This window comes from Streptomyces sp. NPDC002958, from assembly GCF_055563255.1.
This window is the reverse complement of sequence record NZ_JBVHDS010000023.1, coordinates 1-19,931: the sequence shown is the minus strand read 5'-3', so window position 1 is coordinate 19,931 and position 19,931 is coordinate 1. Positions and strand designations below refer to the sequence as shown.

Below are 19,931 nucleotides of genomic sequence, written 5' to 3'. Positions count from 1 at the left end.
ACGCACGGCAGGCCCCCGCGACTAGCCTCCGCATCATGCTGCGTATCGCCGACACCCGCACCGGCCACCTCGTGGAAGTCCCCGCCGCCCCACGCCGCCTACTGCGCAGCTGCGTGCACCTGCCCGACATCGGCACGGGCCCGGACACCGGCACCGGGCTCGGCCCCGTGCACCTGCGCGTCCCCCTGATCGGCGACGTACTGGCACGCACCGCCGAACTGAACGGCCTCCAGGTCGTCACGGTCCTCACCACTCCGGAGCTGACACAGGACCAGATTCGGGCCCTGGAACGGGTGATGGCGGTGCTCGGCATCCATCCCCCTGCCGTCGTCGGAGCCCACCGCTCGGACGCGGCACTGGGCGGCCCCGCCGACATTCATGTGGCCGCCGCCGGCACCGACCCGGGCGACGCCGGGGGCGGCGCCCTGATCGAGGTGGGCCAAGTCGCCACAACACCACCGACGGAGGGAATCCCCGCCCCGGGTCACATCCCCGACCCCGACCTCCCCGACCTCCAGGACTCTCCGGACGCAACGATTCCGGAGACCGCTGATCCACTGGCGGTACGCCTGCTGCTGCTCGGCCGCCCCTACGCAACTTCGGTCACGGTCACCGGTCCCGCGCTTGCCGAAACCCGCCGGACACTGCGCGACTGGCGGCGATCGGTCGCCGACTGGGCGCAGCAGCCGTCCAGACCGATCCCCACCGACCTGCTGCGGCAGTCGCACACGGCCCTCACCGAGAATCTCGACGTCGCCGCCGTCCTGGCGCTGCTGGCCGATGTGGCGGAACGACCTGATGTGCCGCCGGGCGCCAAGTTCGAGACCTTCGCCCATCTCGACCGCGTCCTCGGCCTGGACCTCGCCCGCGACGTCGGCCACCAACGCCGCCCGTAACGACCGACGGACGCTCAGCCAGGGACCTGTGCCTGCGAATCCTGCAGTCAGCTCTGGTCTTCGTGAGCACTCTGATGCTTCAGGACATCTTGGGCGAGCCGGAGTGGGCCGGTCTTCTCACGCCTGCCGACCGGCGCGGCCTGACCCCGCTGTTCTGGTCCCACGTCCGCCCGTACGGGGAGGCGAACTTCGACATGGACGCCCGTCTGAACCTGGCTGCGGCCACCGTGCCGGGCCCCCCGAACACCAGCGGACACCGACGACCAGCAGCCAGCCAGGCGTCCATGTGGTCGATGGCCCGGTGCCAGGTGGTGCACGCCTGCTCGATGCTGCCGCGCTTGAGGTGCATCTCCGCGCCCAGGCGTGCGGCCGCCTTCCGGATGCTCGGCACCACGGCTGGTCGCCCCGGCCGTCCGGCTCGCTGTCCTCGTTCTACTGGTCGTTCTCGTCGGTCCAGATGCCGGACAATCGGGCGGGCCCGGCTCCTCGGCGCTCGGGCAATCGCGGACCGAGTCGTTTAGTGGGAAGTGAACAAATTCGGGCACGCATCTCGGGGGGTGGCGGCCTTCGTGCGGAGCCTTGATCGCTGGCAGGGTTGCCGATGGCGGCTCTTCTCCGCCAGTGTGGCTCCGGCAGGGGTTGTCGGAAGCCGATAACCATGGCCCGGGAGGTAACCAGATGTCCAGCACTGCAGCGCAACACGACATCGTCGTGACGGGGGTGGGCGCGACCACACCGCTCGGCGGCGACGCCCCCTCGACGTGGGCGGCGATGCTCGCCGGCGAGTCCGGGGTCATGGAGGTGACTGAGCAGTGGGCCGAACCCCTCCCGGTGCGGATCGCCGCGCGGCTGCGCACCGAACCCGGCGAGGCCCTGCCTCGGGTTGAGGCCCGTCGGCTGGACCGCTGTGAGCAAATCGCGCTGCTCAGCGCGCGGGAGGCGTGGGCGGACGCCGGCACGCCCGAGGTGGACCCGGAGCGCCTCGCGGTGGTCATCGGCACTGGCATCGGTGGCATCACCTCGCTGCTCGCCCAGGACCACACCCTGGAGCAGCACGGCCCGCGGCGAGTCTCGCCGCTCACCGTCCCCATGCTGATGGCCAACGGCCCCGCCGCCTGGGTGAGCATCGACCTCGGGGCGCGGGCCGGCGCGCGCACCCCGGTCAGCGCCTGCTCCTCCAGCGCGGAGGCCATCGCGATGGCCATCGACCTCATCCGCCTCGGCCGGGCCGACATCGTCGTGGCGGGCGGTACGGAAGCCAGCGTCCTCCCGCTCCCGCTGGCCGCCTTCGGCCAGATGACGGCCCTGTCCAAACGCAACGAGGACCCGGCGGGTGCCTCCCGGCCGTTCGACACGGCCCGGGATGGCTTTGTGCTGGGTGAAGGCGGGGCGGTCCTGGTCCTGGAACGCGCGGAGTTCGCCCGCGCGCGGGGCGCGCGGCCGATCGCCGCCGTTGCCGGGGCCGGCATCTCCTCCAACGCCGGTCATATCACCGCCTCCGACGTGGAGGGCCAGGTACGCGCGATCGACATGGCACTGCGCGAAGGCGGCCTCACCCCGCAGGACATCGGCTGCGTCCAGGCGCACGCCACGGCGACACCCACCGGCGACCTGGAGGAGGCCGAGGCCATCCACCAGGCCATCGGCCACCACCCGGCGATCAGCGCCATCAAGTCGATGACCGGCCACTTGCTGGGCGCCTCCGGTGCGGTGGCGTCGCTGGCCGCCGTCTACGGTTTGCGTGACGGCATCGCCCCCGCCATCCGCAACCTCGACGACCCCGACCCGGCTGTCAAGCTCGATCTCATCACGGGCGCTCCATGCAAGGGCCGCTGGGACGCCGCTCTGGTCAACTCCTTCGGCTTCGGCGGACATAACGTCAGCGTGGCCTTCACGCGGACCTGAGCTGATCCTGCGCTGCTGTCCAGGCTGCCCACTTGAGCGCCGTTCACCAACTGTCACCAGCCGCAATCGGCGACGATCAAGGCGATGGCAGCACCCATGGGGTCGAGGTACTCCCCGACACCGTGATCAAAGCGGTTCAGCTCGTGGAACCGCGGGGAACCAGAGCTGGAGTGGTGTGCCCTGACCTTGCTCGCCCAGTACGCTCCCGGGCTGGCTCCGCAGAGCCCTTGAAGGCCAACCTGGACGGAAGGATCCGCGGAGCGCCACACTACTCAGGCCGGACGAGGTCGGGTCAGCCCCTGGTGTAGACGATGCGGTAGTAGGAGACGTAGGTCCGTGATGTTCGGGCCCAGCTCCAGCCGCCGGTGCGGGTCCACTTGTAGCGGAGCGGATATGGCCGGACTTGTGCTGTCGAGCAGCGTGATGGCCAGGGCCAGGGTCAGACTCCCCACTATGCGTCCGTCCGGTGCACCTGCGGCGTCGGCGCCTCGGGGTGCAGCTTCTTGACGTGCGTGACGTAGCCGCCGAGGACCCGCTGCTCCAGGGCCTTCGCCCCGAGCATGTGGTACGGCACGAGCAGGACCGCTTTCCCTTCGCGCCGAGCCACTCGTGCTTGGTGAGCACCGGGTCCAGGTCGGTCCGCGCGCGGGCCGCCGGCGCCCCGCTGAGCAGCGCGTGCAGTACCGCCATGAAGTGCGACTTACCGGAACCGAACGAGCCGTGCAGATAGGCCGCCTTCGACGTGTGCCCGTCGAGCGCGGACCGGATCAGCCCGAGCGCCTCGTCGAAGTTCTCCAGCAGCCGTTCCGTGACCACGTAGTCGCGCAGCGCCCGCTCCGCGCCTTCGGGCGTCGTGGCCTCCGAGAGCTGGAGGACGAAGTCCGAAGTGGAGACGCATGTCCTCCGATGCCCGCCGCGCGCTCGCGCGAGGCGGATCAGGAAGCCCGTCGGGCCGCTGAGATGGTTCTTGCCATCCTAGGTGAGGGGTTTGACCGAAGGGGAGGGGATTCCTGCGGGAGTCGGCCGGGTCGGGGCGGGCGGGTATCGAGTCCGGTGGGTCATGGCCAGGCCTGGGGGTGGTGAGGGGTGCCGTCGCCTCTGCGCTGTCACCTCCCCTGTCTGCTGCGTGCGTTCGCCTCGGCGACGAGGACACTGAGCAACTCGGACGGGGTGAGGCGGTGGAGATGGTTCGGGTCGGCGTCCCAGCCGCGGCCACCGGAGAGCGGACGGAGCCGGACGTACGGGCCCACGTGGCCCATGACTCGTCCGACCCGGTCGCGGGCGGTGTCGCGGACGGTCTCCCCGACGGTGGGGATTTTGTCGGCGGCCTCCGTCACCAGGCGATCCCCTTCGTGATCACGTCCGCGAGCGCGTGGGCGACGGGGGCGGAACACACGCCGAGGTGGACGAGGGCGTACGGGGCTTCGCGCTCGTGGCCATCCTCGCGGTCGTCCGCCCAGGGGGTACGGATGTCCATGGCGGGGAGTTGGATGCCGGCCCGGGTGAGGGCGGTGGCGAGGGCGTCGCGGGCGTCGAGGGCCTCCTGGATCCTGGGGGCGTGGGGAGTGCGCGGTGTGAGTGTCATGTGCGTCCTCGTGGGTGCGTTTCCGTTGAATCCATGCCCCGGCTGCGCTGGGTGAATTACGCTGCGTAGCCGGGGTGTTACGAGGATGCGCCCGGATGTGGGCGACCGGATCGTGGACGGGGTGGTGCTTCCCCGCCGCGCGGAGGTGGTTCCACACGTTCCACATCGGTCACATGAACGTCCCGGAGGGAGCGGTATGCCGCAACGACGCGTCATCACCGGCCGCAGCCAGGAACCCCGTCAGCGGTTCGCCGAGGAGCTGCGGACGTTACGGGCCGGGAGCGGGACGAGCTTGCGGGCGCTCGGGGAGCGGCTGGGCTGGGACTGGTCGTTGTTCGGGAAGATGGAGAAGGGCGAGACCCTGGGGAGCCCGGAGGTCGTCCAGGCGCTGGACCAGCACTACGGGACACCGGGGCTGCTGCTGGCGCTGTGGGAGCTGGCCGCCGGGGACCATACGCAGTTCCGGGAGCGGTACCGGCGGTACATGGCGCTGGAGGCGGAGGCGGTGAGCTTGTGGCACTTCGCGGTGAGCGTGCTGCCGGGGTTGTTGCAGACGCCGGGGTATGCGCGGGAGGTGCTGGCGGCGGGCGGGCTCAAGGGGAAGGAGCTTGAGCAGCAGGTCGAGGCTCGGATGGGACGGCGGGAGTTGTTGGAGGGGGAGGACGCGCCCCGGTTCCGGACCATTTTTTCTGAGGCGGTCCTGCGCACGGCGTTGCTGAACACTTCGGAGTGGCATGGGCAGTTGGAGCACCTTGCGGAGATGGCGGAACGCCCGAACGTCGCCGTCCAGGTGCTGCCGTTCAGCGCTGGTCCTTACGGGCTTGATAGCACTGACGTGTGGTTCCTACGCCTGGCGCAGGGACGTACGGTGGCATACACGGAGAACGCGCACCGCGGCGACCTGATCGAAGACAGCGCGGCGGTTGAGAAGCTGCAAGGTGCTTACGATGCAGTCCGTGACCTGGCGCTTTCCCCGGCCGAGTCGCGGAAGTTCGTCCTGCGCATGTTGGAGGAAGTGCCGTGCGATCCATCGACCTGAGCGTCGTGAACTGGCGCAAGAGCTCATACAGCAACTCGGACGGCGGCGCCTGCGTCGAGGTCTCTGACGACTTCGCCGCCGTCGTCCCGGTACGGGACAGCAAGTTTCCGCATGGCCCAGTGCTCGTGTTCCCGACCATCGGCTGGGCCTCCTTTGTCTCGGCAATCAGGGAAGGGCAGTTGGGCGGCTGAACAAACATGGCAACGGCCCCGCGATCGGTTCGGATTGCGGGGCCGTTGGCCTAGTCGGCGGGCTACTTCTTGGCGGTACGGCGTCCTCTGGTCGCGGCGGCCGGGCGCCAGGCGCGCAGGTCGTCGTCGGTGAGGCCGTGCTTACCCTGCTCCATCTGCCGGTCACCCTCGAAGAACTTGGCGGGAGTCGGGGCGAAGAGCGGATCGGGCTCATTGTGCCACTGGTTGAGCCACGTTGGAGTTCGAGCAGCCCGGCGAGGAGGGGGGTGACTTCTTCGGTGGTCAGGCCCTCGTGGGCGGCGATGTACGTGTCGAGCGCGATCGCCTGCTCCCGGTGGTCCCAGCCGGCCCACCGTAGAGGTCGGGGGTGGCCACGTTGGCCCGAGCGTACGAGATGAACCGCTCCTTGGGTACGTCCAGCTTGCCGCGTGCCCGCCAGTAGGAGGGGCGCAGGAAGTCCGCCGAGGTGTGTACTTTGGCGGTACGGGATGCTGTCCCGGATCTTCCGCTTGCCCGGCTCGTCCGGAGCGGCGTCCTCTTGCCGCTGAAGAACCCAGACGTGCTGCGTCAAACAGTTCATCAGAACACGAGAGCGGCCTGTCATTCGCGCTTTTTTAGGGCGCCACGTGCCTCAGCCGCTGCGCCTCCTTATTGCAAGGCGCAGGTCGATCACCGTATGGTCTCGCGGGCGACGGAGATCACGACGGGGATTCCACCGGCGGGCGCCGCGAGGTCCTCGGGCTGATGGGCGGCGACGGATTCGCCGCACGGCGGGCCGACGGCCGCGCCCGTCCGGCCTGAACCGGGAGATCGAACGACGGACCTGCGTCGTCCCGGCCTCCGCCGCACCGCCGCCCTGGACCGACCACCGCCGTTCGCATCGAAACAGCTGCCCGTGACCACACCGCCCAGCGGGACGTGACCCGTCGAGTCGGCGGGTCAGGCCCGGTAGGGGGGTTCCACGCCGACAGGACAGGGTGCGTCGCGCCGGGAACCCTTCCGGTAGACGTGCTGGTCACTTCGCACACCGAACAAGGAGAGATCTTGTCCACCCATCCGCTCACGACGGACACCGGCGAACTCGGCTCGCTGCCCCATGATTTTCCCTTCGATCCCGCCCACGGCTACGACCTGCGGCGCCTCCTCGCGGTGAAGGCGCCGCCGGGCCCGGACGACTTCGCCGACTTCTGGCGAGAGCGCTATGCGAGTGCGCTGCGTATCGACACGGCGCCTCGGATCGAGGGGCCTTGGGCCACGGTGGACGGCATGCAGATTGCCGACGTCACGTACACGTCCGCCGACGGCGTCCGTATCGGCGGGTGGCTGACCGTCCCTGCCGGCGGCCGGGTCACACAGGGCTGTGTGGCGACCCACGGATACGGAGGCCGGGAGGCCCCGGATCCCTGGCAGTCCCCGCCGGAGACCGCGACCATCTGGCCCTGTCTGCGCGGGCTCGGGACGCGGAGCCTGCTGCCCGGCGTTCCCTCGAAGTCGGCGGGGCACGTCCTGCACGGCATCGGCGCCAGGGAGTCGTACCTCATCGGCGGATGCGTGGCGGACGTCTGGTGCGCGGCCACGGCACTGCAGCGGCTGGTGCCGCAGGCTGCCGGACGGCTGACGTACCTGGGCACGAGTTTCGGCGGCGGCATCGGGGCGCTGGCACTCCCCTGGGACGACCGTTTCCATGCCGCCGGCCTGACGGTGCCGACCTTCGGAAACCATCCGCTCCGGGTGACACTTCCGTGCACGGGCAGCGGTGAGTCGGTGCGTACGCGGCTCGCCGAGGAACCCTCGGTGCTGGATGTCCTCGCGTACTTCGACGCCGCGACGGCGGCCCGGCACCTCAAGATCCCCGTACATGTGGGCGCCGCCCTGTTCGATCCATCGGTACCCCCACCCGGGCAGTTCGCGGTGCACAACGCACTGGCCGGGCCGCGCGAACTCGTGGTTCTGCAGGCGGGGCACTTCGACCACCCGGGCGAGCGGGCCGAGGCGGCGGCCCTGGAAGAGGCCCAGCGACGCTTCCTGTCGGGGCCGGATCCCATGGTGCCGCGCCCCACCACCTGACCGTCCGCCGCACGACCGGCTCCGCCAGGCCGAGGTCCTCACGGGTTCCTGCCCTGTGACCTGGTGGTTCCGCGACGTCACGGACGTCCGGCCCGCAGGACATCGCGGAACTGCCACGGTCGCTGATTTTCAGGTACGGGCGTCGATCAGGCGCGATATGCTGATGCAGAATGTGCAAGGGATTTGCAGAACGAGGAGGGCCATGGTTACGCGGGCGACTGATTCAGGGACAAACCAGAGCGTCGAACGAGCGGTATCGGTGCTGCGCGCACTCGATTCCGGCCGGGCCGAACTCCGTGTCTCCGACGTCGCCGAGCTCACCGGACTGGGCTCCTCGACCACCTCCCGCCTGCTGTCCACTCTGGAACGCCTCGACATGGTCGAACGCGATCCGGTCAGCAACCTCTACCGCCTCAGCCTGGGCCTTCTCCCCCTGGCCGCCACCGCCACCAACCGCCACCCCGTGCACCGGGCCGCCCGCATGGTGCTCCAGGGCCTCGCCACCCGCACCGGGCTCGGGGCCAACGTGGCCGTACGCCGCGGTGGCGAGCTGATGTTCCTGTGCAATTTCGAGGGCACGCGCGCCCCCAAGTCCTATACGCAGGCCGGACACACTGCCCCGCTGCATGCCACGAGCATCGGCAAGTGCCTGCTCACCGGTCTGACCCCCAAAGAGCGTCGCAAGCTGCTGGGAGATCCTCTCGACGCGCACACGGAGTACACGACCACCAGTCACGACCTCCTCGACGCCGAGATCGACACCGTCCGGCGCACCGGTTACGCCGTCGAGGCCGAGGAGCGCGCCCTGGGCCGTGCGTCCCTTGCTGCACCGGTCAGGGACGCTTCGGGGGAGATCGTCGCGGCCATCTCCCTCTGGGGCCCGACCTCGGTGCTCGGGGACCGCTCCGACACCGAGGGGCAGCGCCTCGCCCTCGTACGCGAGGTCATCGAGGCCGCCGACGCCATCAGCCAGGCACTCGGCGCGCTCTGACGTACACGGCGAAGGGGTCCGGTGGAGGCCGATCGGCCTCCACCGGACCCCTTCGCCATATGGCTATGCGCCGTACGCCTTGAAGGCGATCACGTGCGCGTGCCGTGCCCCGTGCGTCGCGTCGACCACGAGTCGAAGTGCGTCGGTGCGTACGGGGCCGCCGTCCGGGGCCTTCAACGCGTGTACGCGGTGGCGTCGCCGGTTGTCCGTCACCGTCAGGAGCGTGTGCCATGTACCGGCGGCGTCGCACCTCTGGACGCGGTAGTCGCGTACGAGTTCCGGCATGACCTCGTACGGGGTGCGGTGGCGGTGCAGGTTGTTGAGGTACTCGTCGACGTCATCGTCGAAGACCAGGCGGATCTCGGTGAGTTCCTGCTCGTCCTGCCAGTCCAGACGGAGCCACCGGGCGTCGTCGTCCGGCGCGGAGGACCACATGTTGGGTCCGCCGTAGGGACGTTGGTATCCGCCTGCAGCCCGTTCGGGGTGGAACGCCCTTGTGTCGGGGGCCGCCCGGAAGGCGAAGGTCTGCCGGCGCAGGCCGCGGGCCTGCCACTCCAGGACCGGCTGGCCGTCCTCCTCCGGGATGTCGTGGTCGACGCCCGCGTCCCCCTCGACCTTCCTGCGCAGGGCGAGGACACCGTCGGTGCGTTCGGGGAGAAGGACAAGGGCCGTGTCGGCACAGGCTCGGACGACGAGGATCGCGTTCCGGGGCGTGTCGGGGTGGTGGTCGAGGCGGGCCGTGGCCCAGTGGGGGCCGCCTGGCGGGACGGTGACCGTGGTCGTGAGGAGGTGGTCGGCGGGGACCGCGTTCTCGGGCCTGCCCGTGCTCCACAGTTCCACGGTGAGTTCGCGGGACCGGTCGTCCGGGGCGCCGTGGACGAGCAGGTCGACCGTGTCGAGCGAGGGGTCGACCGGCAGCAGGAGGGCGAGGTCGCGGGTGAGGGGGTACGGGGTGCCGGGCGCGTCCTGCGTGGGTTCGGCGGCCAGACGGTTCAGGCAGGAGGAGGCGGTGACGCGGGCCGTGCGCGCCAGGTTGTCGGGGTCCACGTCGGCGAGGCCGATCACGGAGGCGTCCTGGCGCAGCAGGGTGCGGCGCACCAGTTCCGCTCGTTCGGTGGCGAGTTCCCGCGGCGTGAGGTTCTCGGCGACGCACAGGGCCGCGGCGGTACCCGCAGCCTCGCCGAGTGTCGCGCAGGTGGCCATGACGCGGGTGGCCCCGAAAGCGATGTGGGTGGCGGAGATGTTGCGCCCGGCGAAGTGCAGGTTCGTCACGTTCGCCGAGTAGAGGGAGCGCAGTGGGATGTGGAAGATGCCGTCCGCGTACCGCTGGCGCGCGCCGGGCTCCTCGGCGTACATGCCCTGTACCGGGTGGAGGTCGACGGACCAGCCGCCGAAGGCGATCCGGTCCTCGAACTGGCGCTGCTGGAGGATGTCCTGCTGGGTGAGGACGTGATCGCCGACGAAACGGCGGTACTCGCGCTTGCCGGGGAGACTGCCGACCCATTCCAGGGTGAGGTTCGCCGCGTCCGGGAACTGGCCGGAGTTCTTGATGTGGTCCCAGACACCCATGATCACGGCCTGGAGCTCGTCGCGGATGCGCTCGTTGTCGTGGACGGTGTCGAGTTCGCCGCCCCATTCGATCCACCAGTAGTCGCAGCCGTTGTCGCCGGTGCGCAGGATGCGGTTGCGCAGGATGGGTGTGGTCGACAAGTCCTTGGCGTAGGCGGGCGGTACGAACTTCACCGGCCGGCCCGTGTCCCTGGTGTGGAAGAGGGTCGTCGAGCCGAGCAGCGCCCGGTCCGCCTCGGACGGTGCCCAGGGCTCGTCGAACTCGGACTGCGCCTCACGGCCGATGCGGTAGCGGGCGCCGGCGAGGTGGCCGACCAGGCCGTCTCCGGTGCAGTCGAGGAACTGGCTCGCGCGGAAGGTGATGCGGCGCTCCGAGCCCATCATCCAGCCGGTGCAGGAGTGCACCTCGCGGCTGTCGGCGGGGCCGCTCGCGTCGACCTCGCGTACGTCGGTGTTGAGATAGAGGTCGATGTTCGGTTCGGCGCGGACGGCGTCGAGGACGACCTGGTCCCAGTAGTAGGGGTTGCCCTCGGGGTTGCGGTACTGGTTCTCGGTGTACAGCTCGCCCATGATCCCGGTCTCGCGGGCCCAGCGGTGCACGCCGTGTGCGGTGGCGCCGCAGACCCAGACACGGATCTCGCTGCTGGCGTTGCCACCCAGGACGGGCCGGTTGTTGACCAGGGCGACGCGTCGGCCGAGCCGGGCCGCAGCGATGGCCGCGCAGGTCCCCGCCAATCCCCCGCCGATCACGGCGATGTCGTAATGGACCTCTTCTTCCCGCACGGTGCGGCCTCCTTGGTGTGAAGCTCGGATACTCCCCGGCGCGGCGGAGCGGCCTTGAACGTACATCACATCCATATTGTGCAACCACTGTTCAACCTTTGGGATCCGCTGTAAGTTCCGATTGCGGCCACCGACCTGGCCGTCGTGACGCCGAAGTGCAAGTTCGCGGCAGGTGGGCCGTGTCCCAGGTCCTGCACAGAATCGGTGATTCACCGACGAAAAGGGTTGACGCCATCGCACGATATGGAGAACGATCCCGCATGCTGCAACTTGCATTCATCGCAGCAGGGGCGACGTTCGCGCAGGGCTACGGCGCTCCCGCCACCATTTGAGAGGACAGACCCATGAGTACGGCCGCACCTCCCCAGAAGGCGCCCCCGCCCCGTGAGCGGAGCGGGGGACGGCTCTCCAACGGTGCGTTCGCCCTGCTGCTGACCGCACCGGGCCTCGCCCTGTTCGCGGCGATCATCTTCTACCCGCTGCTGTCGGCACTGTTCACCGGCTTCTTCAGGCAGGATCTGCGGCTTCCGGGCCGGGAGTTCGTCGGCCTGGACAACTTCACCTACTGGCTGGACGGCGACTTCCTCGCCATCCTCGAGCAGACGCTGATCTTCACCGTCGGCGCGACGCTCGTCCCTTTCGTGATCGGTTTCGCGCTCGCGCTCGCCTTGAACACCGGACTCAAGGGCAGCGGCTTCCTGCGCGGCCTGTTCCTGTTCCCCTGGGTGATCCCGGGTGTGGTGGTCTCCTTCCTCTGGATGTGGATCTTCAACGCGAACTACGGGGTGCTCAACGGCGTCCTCATGGAGGCCGGGATCATCGACGAGTCCGTGGCCTGGCTCGGCCGGCCCGGCACCGCGATGCTCGCCGTGATCGTCACCAAGACCTGGGCCAGCTTCCCCTGGATGATGGTGATGCTCCTGGCTGGTCTGCAGACCGTGCCCAAGGAGCTGCACGAGGCGGCCTCGATGGACGGGGCGGGATCCATCCGGCGCTTCTTCGCCGTCACCTGGCCGCAGGTCCGCGGTGTCGCCTCGATCGTGCTGCTGCTGGAGTTCATCTGGAACTTCCAGCACTTCGACACCATCTACGTCCTCACCGGCGGCGGCCCCGCCGGCACCACCGAGACGTTCGCGACCGCCGTGTACCAGACCGCCTTCAAGGGCTTCGACATCGGCCGGGCCACCGCACTGGGCGGACTGTGGATGCTGCTCCTGCTTCTCCTCGTCGCCGTCTACCTCAGGATCACCGAGCGGAAGGGCGACGCCTGATGACTTCCACCACCTCCACCCCGCTGTCCGCCGTCGACCGGCCGCAGCCGTCCGCCACGCGGACCGGGCACAGCGCCCGGCGCCGTATGCGCAAGGACCTGCTGCGCTCGCGGATCGCCGCCTGGAGCGCGGTCGTCGTCATCGGCGCCTTCGGTCTGCTGCCGGTCTACTGGCTGCTCGCCACCGCGCTGAGCACCCCTGAGTCGACCTTCCAGTTCCCGCCGAAGCTGATACCCACCGATCTCACCCTCAGCAACTTCACGGCCCTGGCCGAGAACGACCAGCTGATCAAGTACATGATCAACTCGCTCGTCGTGGCCTCGATCACCGCCGTGCTGAGCGTGATCGTCGCCACGTACATGGGCTACTCGTTCTCCAAGTTCCGCTACCGGGGGCGGCGGTCGCTGATGCACCTGGTACTGGCCTCCCAGATGTTCCCCCAGGCGCTTCTGCTGGTGACGCTGTACACCGTCTTCTCCAGCTTCGGCATGCTCAACACGTACAGCGCCCTGGTGCTCTCCTTCACCACGTTCACCATGCCGCTGTGCGTCTGGATGCTGAAGGGCATCTTCGACACCATCCCGGACGCACTGCTGGAAGCGGCGTCCATCGACGGCGCGTCCCGGTGGCGGACGCTGCACTCCATCGTGGCGCCGCTTGCCGCGCCGGGGATGATCGCCGCCGGGCTCTTCGCCTTCGTACGCGGCTGGAACGACTTCATCTTCGCGCTGACCCTGGCCGACAAGGAGAAGCAGACCCTGCCCCCCGGGCTCGTCTCCACCTACATCGGCGAATTCCAGACCGCCTGGCCGCAGCTGATGGCTGCCTCGCTCGTGGTGTCGGTCCCCGTGATCGTCGCCTTCATGTTCCTGCAGCGCTACCTCGTCGGTGGCATGACCGCCGGTTCGGTCAAGAGCTGAACCAGCAGGTTCGGCCCGCGCCCTCACGTACCTCCCCTCCCGCACACTCCCATGGAGAGATCATGACCACCTCTGGCATCAGCCGGCGCGGCGCGCTGCGCATGTTCGGTATCGGCGCGCTCGGTGCAGCGGGCGCCGGTGTGCTCGGCGCCTGTGCGCCGTCCGGCGCCGGCTCCCCGTCCAACGGCGGCGACCCGAAGTCCAAGAACTTCGACTTCACCTCCTGGTCGCTCAACGAGGAGGCCGCCAAGCCCTCGATCGAAAAGATCATCGCGGCATGGGAGAAGGCCGAGAAGTCGAAGATCCGCGCGGTCTCGTACCCGTACAACGAGTACCTGAGCCAGCTCACCCTCAAGCTGGGCGGCGGGGAGACGACGGGTGCGGTGCACCTCGACATCGCCTGGCTCGCCGCGATGGCGCAGATGGGCAAGCTGGTCGACCTCGGATCGGTGGCCGGCAAGGGCGGCTACACGGACGTGGCACTGAAGAGCGGCGTGTACGACGGCAAGCAGTACGGGCTGCCGTGGAACACCGGATCGATCGGTGTGATCGCCAACTCCAAGCTTCTGGAGAAGGCCGGGATCAAGAAGCATCCCACCACCGTGGAGGAGTTCGAGGCGGCGCTGCGCGAGCTGAAGGGGCTCGGCGGCGGAGTCGTGCCGTACGCCGCCGCCACCAAGGTCGCGCAGCTCAAGGACATCTTCCCGTGGATGCAGACCTTCGGCTGCAAGCTGCTCGACGGCGGGAAGGTCACGATAGGCGACGACGCCTCGGTCGACGCGGTCACCTGGTACAAGAAGCTGCATGACGAGAAGCTGATCGCCGCCGACGTGGACCGCTTCGACGCGCGCGCCCTGTTCGGGCAGGGCAAGGCCGCCTTCTACGACGACGCGATCATCGGCAAGGGCGTGACCTCCGCCCAGTCCAAGGACAAGACGCTGGCCGACGCCATGCAGCCGATGGAGCGTCCGGTGCTCAAGGCCGGCGACACGCCGCAGGCGCTGCTGTGGGGCGGTGTGATCGCGATCGTGCAGGGCAAGGGGCAGGACGCGGCGACCGAGTTCGCGCTGCACACCACCACCGACGAGGCCACCACCTCCGAGTACTTCGCCGCACGCGCACTGCCGCCGTCCACCACCGCGGGTCTGGCCGCTCCTGAGGTCGCCAAGGACACCTTCACCACGGAGTGGACCGAGAAGATCACAAAGACGGCGACCGGCAGCCCGTTCTGGCAGTTCGCGCAGAACGCCCAGATCGAGGAGGCCGTCGCCAAGCAGGTACAGGCCGTCCTCGTCGGCACGTCGAAGCCGAAGGACGCGATGAAGCAGGCCGGCGAGGAGGCCGCCGCGCTCATCAAGCGCTGAGCCGAGCGCCGTGGCCCGGGCCTGGCGAGCGCCGCACGCCTCGCCGGGCCCTGCTCCGTACCCCACCCCGCACGACGACCGCGGCGGCCGGCCCTCGGGCCGTTGCCGTCCGCGTCATCTCCCACGCCCGCACACGCACCCGCGAAGGAGCTCATCTTGCGACGTCCCACGGTACGCACGTACACCGCCTCGGCTGCGGCCCTGGCCGCTCTCCTCCTGCCCGCTCCGGCCGCCGGGGCCGACACCGCGCAGCCCACGGCAGCCGCGGCGACGGTGATCGAGAAGGTTCCTTACGCGATGGACGCGTCGAACCAGGCCGCCTGGTGGACGCCGGTCGCCACGTACAAGGGCCGCGGGCAGTACACGTACTTCGCCTTCAACGAGCCGGGCTCGACGGCCGCGACGCACCGGCCCGCCGTCGCACGGCGCGACCCGGACGGGGTCTGGAGCCGGCTGCCGCTGCTGAACAGCGACGGGCAGCAGGCCGAGTTCCCCGACGACAACGGCCACAACCAGCCGTCGATCGCCCGCGACGGCAGCGGTCGCCTGCACGTCTTCACCTCCATGCACGCCAACTCCTGGCGCTACTTCCGCACCGAGGCCCCCGGCGGCGACGTCACCGACCACGCATCCGAACTGCCCGATCAGGGTGTGGGCATCACCTACCCGGTCGTCACCACCGCGCCCAACGGCGACCTGTACCTGGCCGCCCGCGTCGGTACCGGCTCCGACCAGCGTCCCGGCAAGCTGTACCGCTGGGACAACGCCAACTCCCGCTGGAGCGTCGTCGCGACCTTCGCGAGTGCGTTGTATCGCTCCGTGTACCCTGACGACCTCACGGTGGACGCCTCCGGCCGCGTGCACCTCCTCTACGAGTGGGCGAAGGCGCCGGCGACCGCGTTCCGCCACCAGCTCTCTTATCTGGCCTACGACCCGTCAACCGGTTCCTTCGCGGACAGTACGAACACGACCGTCACCACCCCGCTCACGCCCGCAACCTCCGACGTCGTCCAGGACCTCACCGCGGGGGAGGAGTGGAGCGTCGACAACGCGTACACCGGTCCCGCGGTGCAGAGCGCCAAGCTCACCCTCGACGGCTCCACCCCGAAGATCGCCTACCGCTACCGCTCGGCGGACAGCGGTGGTCACTTCCGCGTGTACTACGCCTATCCGAGCGGTGGCGGCTGGGTCGGCAAGACCGTGTACGCCGACGGGCAGACCGCGGCCGCCCTCGGCATCACCTGGGACGAGACGGACACCAAGCGGATCTACTACGTGACCACCTCGGGCACCGACCGGGTCTTTTCCGCGACCCAGTCGGCGGATGGGGCCTGGACCGCGCAGTCCGCCACGCCGGGCGTGAGCGCGGACCGGCTTGCGGTGCGACGGGACTCGGACGGTCACGATGTGCTCTACCTGCCGGACACCGCACACAACACCCTTTATTACGCGACCCGTTGAGGAGTCGTGGCGCTTGTCGCCGTCCGTCCGGGGGAGGCCACGGCCGTGCGGACGGCGCAAGCGGGTCAGGTCGCGGGCCGGGACAAGATCACTGCGGCCGGGGCGGCGCTCTCCGCACACTTCGGCGTCTCTCGTACTCCAGCCGGACTTCGGTGTATGTCCTGGGCACCCTCCTGTCCCGCATCCGCGCGGGTCAGGAGGGTCTACGCTGTTCTCTCTCAGAACCTTCAGATGTCTCGGAACTCCTCTACAACGCATCTGACCTGCGCAAACGAACCGTCCGAAGATCATCTTGCACGGTCGTTGCACAAGCCGAACAGCGCAGGAGTCACGCGGCCCTGGTGTAGTCGCTCCGGACCGCGATGCGGATCTTGGAACCGGCTCCCACGATCCGGTGAACGTACTTACGCAGAGTAAACGCAGGATCGGCGTGTCCGAGCCGATCCGCGAGTGTGTGCACGTCTACCCCGCCGTTGATCACCGTCGACGCGTACAGGTGTCGGAGGGCGTGCATCATCATGTCGCGGCCGTCCCCTCGTGTTGGGGTCGAGGGGCTTAATGAGGCCGGCCGACGCCAGAGCAGGCTTCCAGCGGTGGGAGTCGAACGCAGCTCCTTGGCGATCAGCGGGCTCGCCTCACCCCGGGCGAACCGCTCGGCCGCCTGAAACCGTAACTCCTCCTGGAAATGCTGCCGTTCGGTGGACAGCCCGCCTCCCCGTGGATACCTCATGCCCGGCTTGATGCCCCAGGGCCTGCACGCTGTCAGTCCCTACGACTCCACGAGTGCAACCTCAGTAGCTGAACAGTAGTCTTGGCTGACTGTTTGGCTTTCGGGGGCGGGAGGTGCTGACGAGTGGCCCAGTGTGCTTGCGGTGCTGAGGTCGGCGATCACTTCGCGTACTGCTCTGGCTGCGGCCGCGACCTGCGGGACGGGACGCTCTGCCGAACCTTGCGTGACCGGGCCGAGTGGACGTTCGAGCATCTGTCTGAGGCATACCTTCGTGAGCGGGTGCCGCGTGAAGAGGTGGTCACGACGACCAATCTGCAGGAGTTGGCCAGGCGACACGGCGACCGCGTGGTGATTACCGAGTTCACTCCATACCAGGAGTCCCACAACGGGGCCGACTGGGAGTGGTGGTTCTACTCGGGGAAGGTGGGCTTCGGGATGCGCGTACAGGCCAAGCGCGCGAAGCCGGGCGGCGTCGGATACGAACTTGAACACCGCGTTCGAGGGAGTGGGCGTCTGCAGAGTGAGATGCTGGTGGAGGACGCCGCAGCGGAGGGTTGCCTGCCGGCCTACGTGCTGTACAACCATCGGAACTGGCTGCCTGTGTCGCCATCGCGCGCTCCTCTGGCCTGTCGCCATGGGGCCGGCAGTCAACGGCAGCTAGGCTGCACAGTCGTGTCCGCACTCACAGTGAGGGCCGTCCTTCAATGGCCGTCGCCTTCGCCGACCTACGTGCGTAAGCGCAGCGTGCCGTGGCACCGCCTCCTGTGCGATGCCGAATCGGTGCGCGGCGACGCACTGCGGGCGGCGTGGGCGGAAGTCCAAAGCCTGCACCGCAGAGGACTGGATGACTTGCGCATGCCCGTTCGCGCTCCGATGCCGGAGTCGGGGGCACGGTCGTCGAGCGAGGCGGGTTCGATACGCTACCCTCAGGAACCTTCCCTGGACGATGGCAGACGGTTAGCGCGGGAGACCGCGCATTGGGGCATCACCGACAGCGTTGAGCCCGATGTGCTCGACACCCCGGTCCACCGGGGTTTGAGCGAGATCGCCCACCGGCCGGTCCGTGCGCTGCCCGCACGCGTGCGTGACATGATCGCCGATCGTCGGACCGAGCCTCCCGATGAGCGCGTCGCCGGTGCCGTGCTGTTCAATATCGGCGGAGAGCGATCACGCCGGGCAAGAGCGCATTAGCGAGGGCCTCGCCCTCGGGAGGTCGGAACAGCCGCTGGCAGTGGGCTGTCCACCCCTGCCTAGTAGGGCTTTGTTACGTGCGGTGGAGTGGTTCGGGTGTTGGTGCGGGTTGGCCGCATATGGAGCAGGCGCCGGTCCAGGTGGCCAGGAGGGCCTGGAGTTCGCGGAGGACCGCGTAGAGGGTCAGGCCGGCGCAGGGGCTTTTGGGTCGAGTCGCAGGAGGGTGCAGAAGGCTTGGGCGAGGGAGGTGAGGGTGACGTGGCGGTGCCAGCCGAGGTAGTTGCGGCCTTCGAAGTGGTCCAGGCCGAGGCCGTCCTTGAGCTCGCGGTAGTCGTGCTCAACTCTCCAGCGGATCTTGGCGATTCGTACCAGATCGTGCGGTGGGGTGTCGGTGGGCAGCGTGGAGAGCCAGTAGTCGGTCGGCTCGGCGGAGTCGGGAGGCCACTCGACGAGCAGCCAGCATGCGGGCAGGGAGCCATCGGTGGACCGGCGGATGGATCGGTTGGCCGGGCCGGACCCGCAGGGCCAGGAACTGTGAGCGCATGTCGGCGTTCGGGTTGTGCCTGGTGGCCTTGCTGCCCTGGCGCCAGGTGACGGTGCGGGTGGCCGGTTGTCCGGCGGCCAGGGCCAGGGCGCGCAGGGTGGTGTGCGGCTGGGGGTAGGCGGACACGGGAGGGCGGCCCTGTCCGGAGTACGGCGGGCGTTCGGGCGTCGCGTCGCCCGGGTAGGCGGTTGTGGTGGCTTTGGCCGCGACCGCGTAGGTCAGGCCGCGCTCGGTCAGGCCCTCGCGGAAGCCGGTGGCGTCGCCGTATCCGGCGTCGGCGACGACCGGCAGGTCGGGCAGTTCCCATTCCCCGCGCACCTCGTCGAGCATGTCCAGGGCCAGGCGCCACTTCTCCCGGTGCCGTGCGGTGTCCGGGATGCCCGCCTTGGTGCGGCGGCGCCGGATGGCCTCGGCCAGCAGCAGGTCTTCGCCCTGCTTGGCGTCGTCCCAGCTCTCCGGCAGGAACAGGCGCCAGTCGACAGCGGAAGAGGCGCGGTCGCTGACCAGGTTCACACTGACCCCGATCTGGCAATTGCCGCGTTCGCCCAGCGCGCCGCAGTACATCCGCGCCACCCCCGGCGAGTCGTAGCCGTCCTTGGGAAAGCCCACGTCATCGATGGCATACGCCTCGGGAGAGGTATGCGCCGCAGCCCAACGGGCCAGTCTTTTCCGGACCTTGGAGTAATCCCAGGTCGAGGAGGAGACGAGCTGCTGCAGCTGCTGGTGGTCCACGCCCAGACGCTCGGCCATCGGCTGCATCGACTTGCGCTTGCCGTCCAACATCAGCCCGCGCAGGTACAGCTCGCCCTTGGCCCGCTGGTCCCGGCGGGCCAGCGGGCCAAGCATCTCGGCGGCGAAGGCCTCCAGATGCGGCCGGACCTCTTCCATCTCCTCAGGTGTCACACCTGAAAGAAGATTACAACCTATCCGATAAGGATCACTTGGGGCACCTAACAAGCTGTTTTCTTTCCGATCGTGCGGTCGTTCTTGATCGAACAGGGTGCTGGATCGGGTGAGTTCGCCGCTGTGCGGGCATGAAGAAAGGGCCTCCTGGTAGCTCGCGGTTATCGAAGCCGGAGCGACAGGGAGGCCCTTGTTGTTGCAGTCTTGCGTGGTCCCGTTCGTTCAGTCCAGCCCGTCCACTCCAGGGTGTGACTGTCTCGCCCACAGGTCCGGGAACGCGGCCGATCACCCCGGCCGGAAGCCTTGTTACGGCTAGGACATGAGTGATGCGGAGTGGGCGGTGGTCCGGCAGGCTTTTCCGACGCCGGCGTGGATGGAGAGCCGGGGCGGCAGGCCCGAGGGCTATTGCCACCGCCAGATACTCGACCAATGCCACGAAGTTAAGGATTCGGCGGTGGCGTCAAGATGTCGGGGAGGGTGATCTTGTAGGTGCTCGGAGCGGTGCGGACGAGTCGGTCGTT

Annotated in this window: 16 protein-coding genes and 4 pseudogenes; 12 read left to right on the top strand and 8 right to left on the bottom strand. The window is 68.9% G+C overall.

Annotated elements, in window-relative coordinates; genetic code table 11:
* Window positions 1-35 precede the first annotated feature (35 nt).
* The 3 genes from ACZ3IC_RS27775 (at window position 36) to ACZ3IC_RS27765 (ending at window position 2,801) form a co-directional block, all read left to right on the top strand.
* Entirely contained in the window at window positions 36-896 is an 861-nt protein-coding gene (locus ACZ3IC_RS27775; RefSeq protein WP_467420432.1) for a hypothetical protein, read from the top strand.
* A 74-nt stretch (window positions 897-970) separates the two neighbouring features.
* Window positions 971-1,417, top strand: coding sequence for a hypothetical protein (locus ACZ3IC_RS27770; RefSeq protein WP_467420547.1), 447 nt, complete (start codon window positions 971-973; stop codon window positions 1,415-1,417).
* 157 nt (window positions 1,418-1,574) lie between these two features.
* The gene (locus ACZ3IC_RS27765) at window positions 1,575-2,801 is read left to right on the top strand and encodes a beta-ketoacyl-[acyl-carrier-protein] synthase family protein (RefSeq protein WP_467420430.1); all 1,227 of its coding nucleotides are present in this window, start codon (window positions 1,575-1,577) and stop codon (window positions 2,799-2,801) included.
* Between the two features lie 454 nt (window positions 2,802-3,255).
* Here ACZ3IC_RS27765 and ACZ3IC_RS27760 read toward each other — a convergent pair.
* From ACZ3IC_RS27760 to ACZ3IC_RS27750, 3 genes and pseudogenes are all read right to left on the bottom strand, one after another.
* Window positions 3,256-3,740: pseudogene (locus ACZ3IC_RS27760) on the bottom strand (BREX-2 system ATPase PglY); the annotation flags it as partial.
* A gap of 167 nt (window positions 3,741-3,907) precedes the next feature.
* Window positions 3,908-4,138: a hypothetical protein gene (locus ACZ3IC_RS27755; RefSeq protein WP_467420428.1), complete on the bottom strand. Its 231-nt coding sequence runs from the start codon at window positions 4,136-4,138 to the stop codon at window positions 3,908-3,910.
* A complete protein-coding gene (locus ACZ3IC_RS27750; protein ID WP_467420426.1) occupies window positions 4,135-4,386 on the bottom strand; it encodes a hypothetical protein in 252 nt (83 codons plus the stop codon). The genes ACZ3IC_RS27755 and ACZ3IC_RS27750 overlap by 4 nt, the downstream gene beginning before the upstream one ends.
* A 196-nt stretch (window positions 4,387-4,582) precedes the next feature.
* Between ACZ3IC_RS27750 and ACZ3IC_RS27745 the strand changes: the two genes are divergently transcribed.
* Both ACZ3IC_RS27745 and ACZ3IC_RS27740 read left to right on the top strand, forming a co-directional pair.
* Window positions 4,583-5,425, top strand: a complete 843-nt coding sequence (locus ACZ3IC_RS27745; protein ID WP_467420425.1) for a helix-turn-helix domain-containing protein — start codon at window positions 4,583-4,585, stop codon at window positions 5,423-5,425.
* Window positions 5,407-5,616: a DUF397 domain-containing protein gene (locus tag ACZ3IC_RS27740; RefSeq protein ID WP_467420423.1), complete on the top strand. Its 210-nt coding sequence runs from the start codon at window positions 5,407-5,409 to the stop codon at window positions 5,614-5,616. The genes ACZ3IC_RS27745 and ACZ3IC_RS27740 overlap by 19 nt, the downstream gene beginning before the upstream one ends.
* A 62-nt stretch (window positions 5,617-5,678) precedes the next feature.
* Here ACZ3IC_RS27740 and ACZ3IC_RS27735 read toward each other — a convergent pair.
* Window positions 5,679-6,181 (bottom strand): annotated as a pseudogene (locus ACZ3IC_RS27735) (DUF7008 domain-containing protein); the annotation flags it as partial.
* A 479-nt stretch (window positions 6,182-6,660) separates the two neighbouring features.
* Here ACZ3IC_RS27735 and ACZ3IC_RS27730 point away from each other — a divergent pair.
* Together ACZ3IC_RS27730 and ACZ3IC_RS27725 are read left to right on the top strand one after the other, a co-directional pair.
* Window positions 6,661-7,683: an acetylxylan esterase gene (locus tag ACZ3IC_RS27730; protein WP_467420421.1), complete on the top strand. Its 1,023-nt coding sequence runs from the start codon at window positions 6,661-6,663 to the stop codon at window positions 7,681-7,683.
* Window positions 7,684-7,885: 202 nt separating this feature from the next.
* Window positions 7,886-8,674: an IclR family transcriptional regulator gene (locus ACZ3IC_RS27725; protein WP_467420418.1), complete on the top strand. Its 789-nt coding sequence runs from the start codon at window positions 7,886-7,888 to the stop codon at window positions 8,672-8,674.
* Between the two features lie 63 nt (window positions 8,675-8,737).
* On the opposite strand, the gene ACZ3IC_RS27720 is transcribed toward ACZ3IC_RS27725, so the two are convergent.
* A complete protein-coding gene (locus tag ACZ3IC_RS27720; protein ID WP_467420416.1) occupies window positions 8,738-11,026 on the bottom strand; it encodes an FAD-dependent oxidoreductase in 2,289 nt (762 codons plus the stop codon).
* A gap of 344 nt (window positions 11,027-11,370) precedes the next feature.
* Between ACZ3IC_RS27720 and ACZ3IC_RS27715 the strand changes: the two genes are divergently transcribed.
* The 4 genes from ACZ3IC_RS27715 (at window position 11,371) to ACZ3IC_RS27700 (ending at window position 16,042) form a co-directional block, all read left to right on the top strand.
* A complete protein-coding gene (locus ACZ3IC_RS27715; protein WP_467420414.1) occupies window positions 11,371-12,297 on the top strand; it encodes a carbohydrate ABC transporter permease in 927 nt (308 codons plus the stop codon).
* The gene (locus ACZ3IC_RS27710) at window positions 12,297-13,217 is read left to right on the top strand and encodes a carbohydrate ABC transporter permease (protein WP_079180815.1); all 921 of its coding nucleotides are present in this window, start codon (window positions 12,297-12,299) and stop codon (window positions 13,215-13,217) included. Before ACZ3IC_RS27715 ends, ACZ3IC_RS27710 begins: the two co-directional genes overlap by 1 nt.
* Window positions 13,218-13,279: 62 nt before the next feature.
* A complete protein-coding gene (locus ACZ3IC_RS27705; RefSeq protein WP_467420411.1) occupies window positions 13,280-14,581 on the top strand; it encodes a type 2 periplasmic-binding domain-containing protein in 1,302 nt (433 codons plus the stop codon).
* 156 nt (window positions 14,582-14,737) lie between these two features.
* Window positions 14,738-16,042: a BNR-4 repeat-containing protein gene (locus tag ACZ3IC_RS27700; RefSeq protein ID WP_467420408.1), complete on the top strand. Its 1,305-nt coding sequence runs from the start codon at window positions 14,738-14,740 to the stop codon at window positions 16,040-16,042.
* A 328-nt stretch (window positions 16,043-16,370) separates the two neighbouring features.
* Here ACZ3IC_RS27700 and ACZ3IC_RS27695 read toward each other — a convergent pair whose 3' ends face one another.
* Complete coding sequence (locus ACZ3IC_RS27695) at window positions 16,371-16,562, bottom strand: tyrosine-type recombinase/integrase (RefSeq protein ID WP_467420545.1); 192 nt, start codon at window positions 16,560-16,562, stop codon at window positions 16,371-16,373.
* Between the two features lie 84 nt (window positions 16,563-16,646).
* Window positions 16,647-16,772 (bottom strand): annotated as a pseudogene (locus tag ACZ3IC_RS27690) (IS630 family transposase); the annotation flags it as partial.
* Window positions 16,773-16,895: 123 nt separating this feature from the next.
* Here ACZ3IC_RS27690 and ACZ3IC_RS27685 point away from each other — a divergent pair.
* Entirely contained in the window at window positions 16,896-17,963 is a 1,068-nt protein-coding gene (locus tag ACZ3IC_RS27685) for a DUF6615 family protein (protein WP_467420406.1), read from the top strand.
* Between the two features lie 183 nt (window positions 17,964-18,146).
* On the opposite strand, the pseudogene ACZ3IC_RS27680 reads toward ACZ3IC_RS27685, so the two are convergent.
* Window positions 18,147-19,410: pseudogene (locus ACZ3IC_RS27680) on the bottom strand (IS701 family transposase).
* Between the last annotated feature and the right edge of the window lie 521 nt (window positions 19,411-19,931).

Excerpts from the sequence above, each read along its gene's own strand:
- ACZ3IC_RS27775 (WP_467420432.1), top strand. The coding sequence starts at position 36 with ATGCTGCGTATCGCCGACACCCGCACCGGCCACCTCGTGGAAGTCCCC.
- ACZ3IC_RS27770 (WP_467420547.1), top strand. The coding sequence starts at position 971 with ATGCTTCAGGACATCTTGGGCGAGCCGGAGTGGGCCGGTCTTCTCACG.
- ACZ3IC_RS27765 (WP_467420430.1), top strand. The coding sequence starts at position 1,575 with ATGTCCAGCACTGCAGCGCAACACGACATCGTCGTGACGGGGGTGGGC.
- ACZ3IC_RS27750 (WP_467420426.1), bottom strand. The coding sequence starts at position 4,386 with ATGACACTCACACCGCGCACTCCCCACGCCCCCAGGATCCAGGAGGCC.
- ACZ3IC_RS27745 (WP_467420425.1), top strand. The coding sequence starts at position 4,583 with ATGCCGCAACGACGCGTCATCACCGGCCGCAGCCAGGAACCCCGTCAG.
- ACZ3IC_RS27725 (WP_467420418.1), top strand. The coding sequence starts at position 7,886 with ATGGTTACGCGGGCGACTGATTCAGGGACAAACCAGAGCGTCGAACGA.
- ACZ3IC_RS27715 (WP_467420414.1), top strand. The coding sequence starts at position 11,371 with ATGAGTACGGCCGCACCTCCCCAGAAGGCGCCCCCGCCCCGTGAGCGG.
- ACZ3IC_RS27710 (WP_079180815.1), top strand. The coding sequence starts at position 12,297 with ATGACTTCCACCACCTCCACCCCGCTGTCCGCCGTCGACCGGCCGCAG.
- ACZ3IC_RS27705 (WP_467420411.1), top strand. The coding sequence starts at position 13,280 with ATGACCACCTCTGGCATCAGCCGGCGCGGCGCGCTGCGCATGTTCGGT.
- ACZ3IC_RS27695 (WP_467420545.1), bottom strand. The coding sequence starts at position 16,562 with ATGATGATGCACGCCCTCCGACACCTGTACGCGTCGACGGTGATCAAC.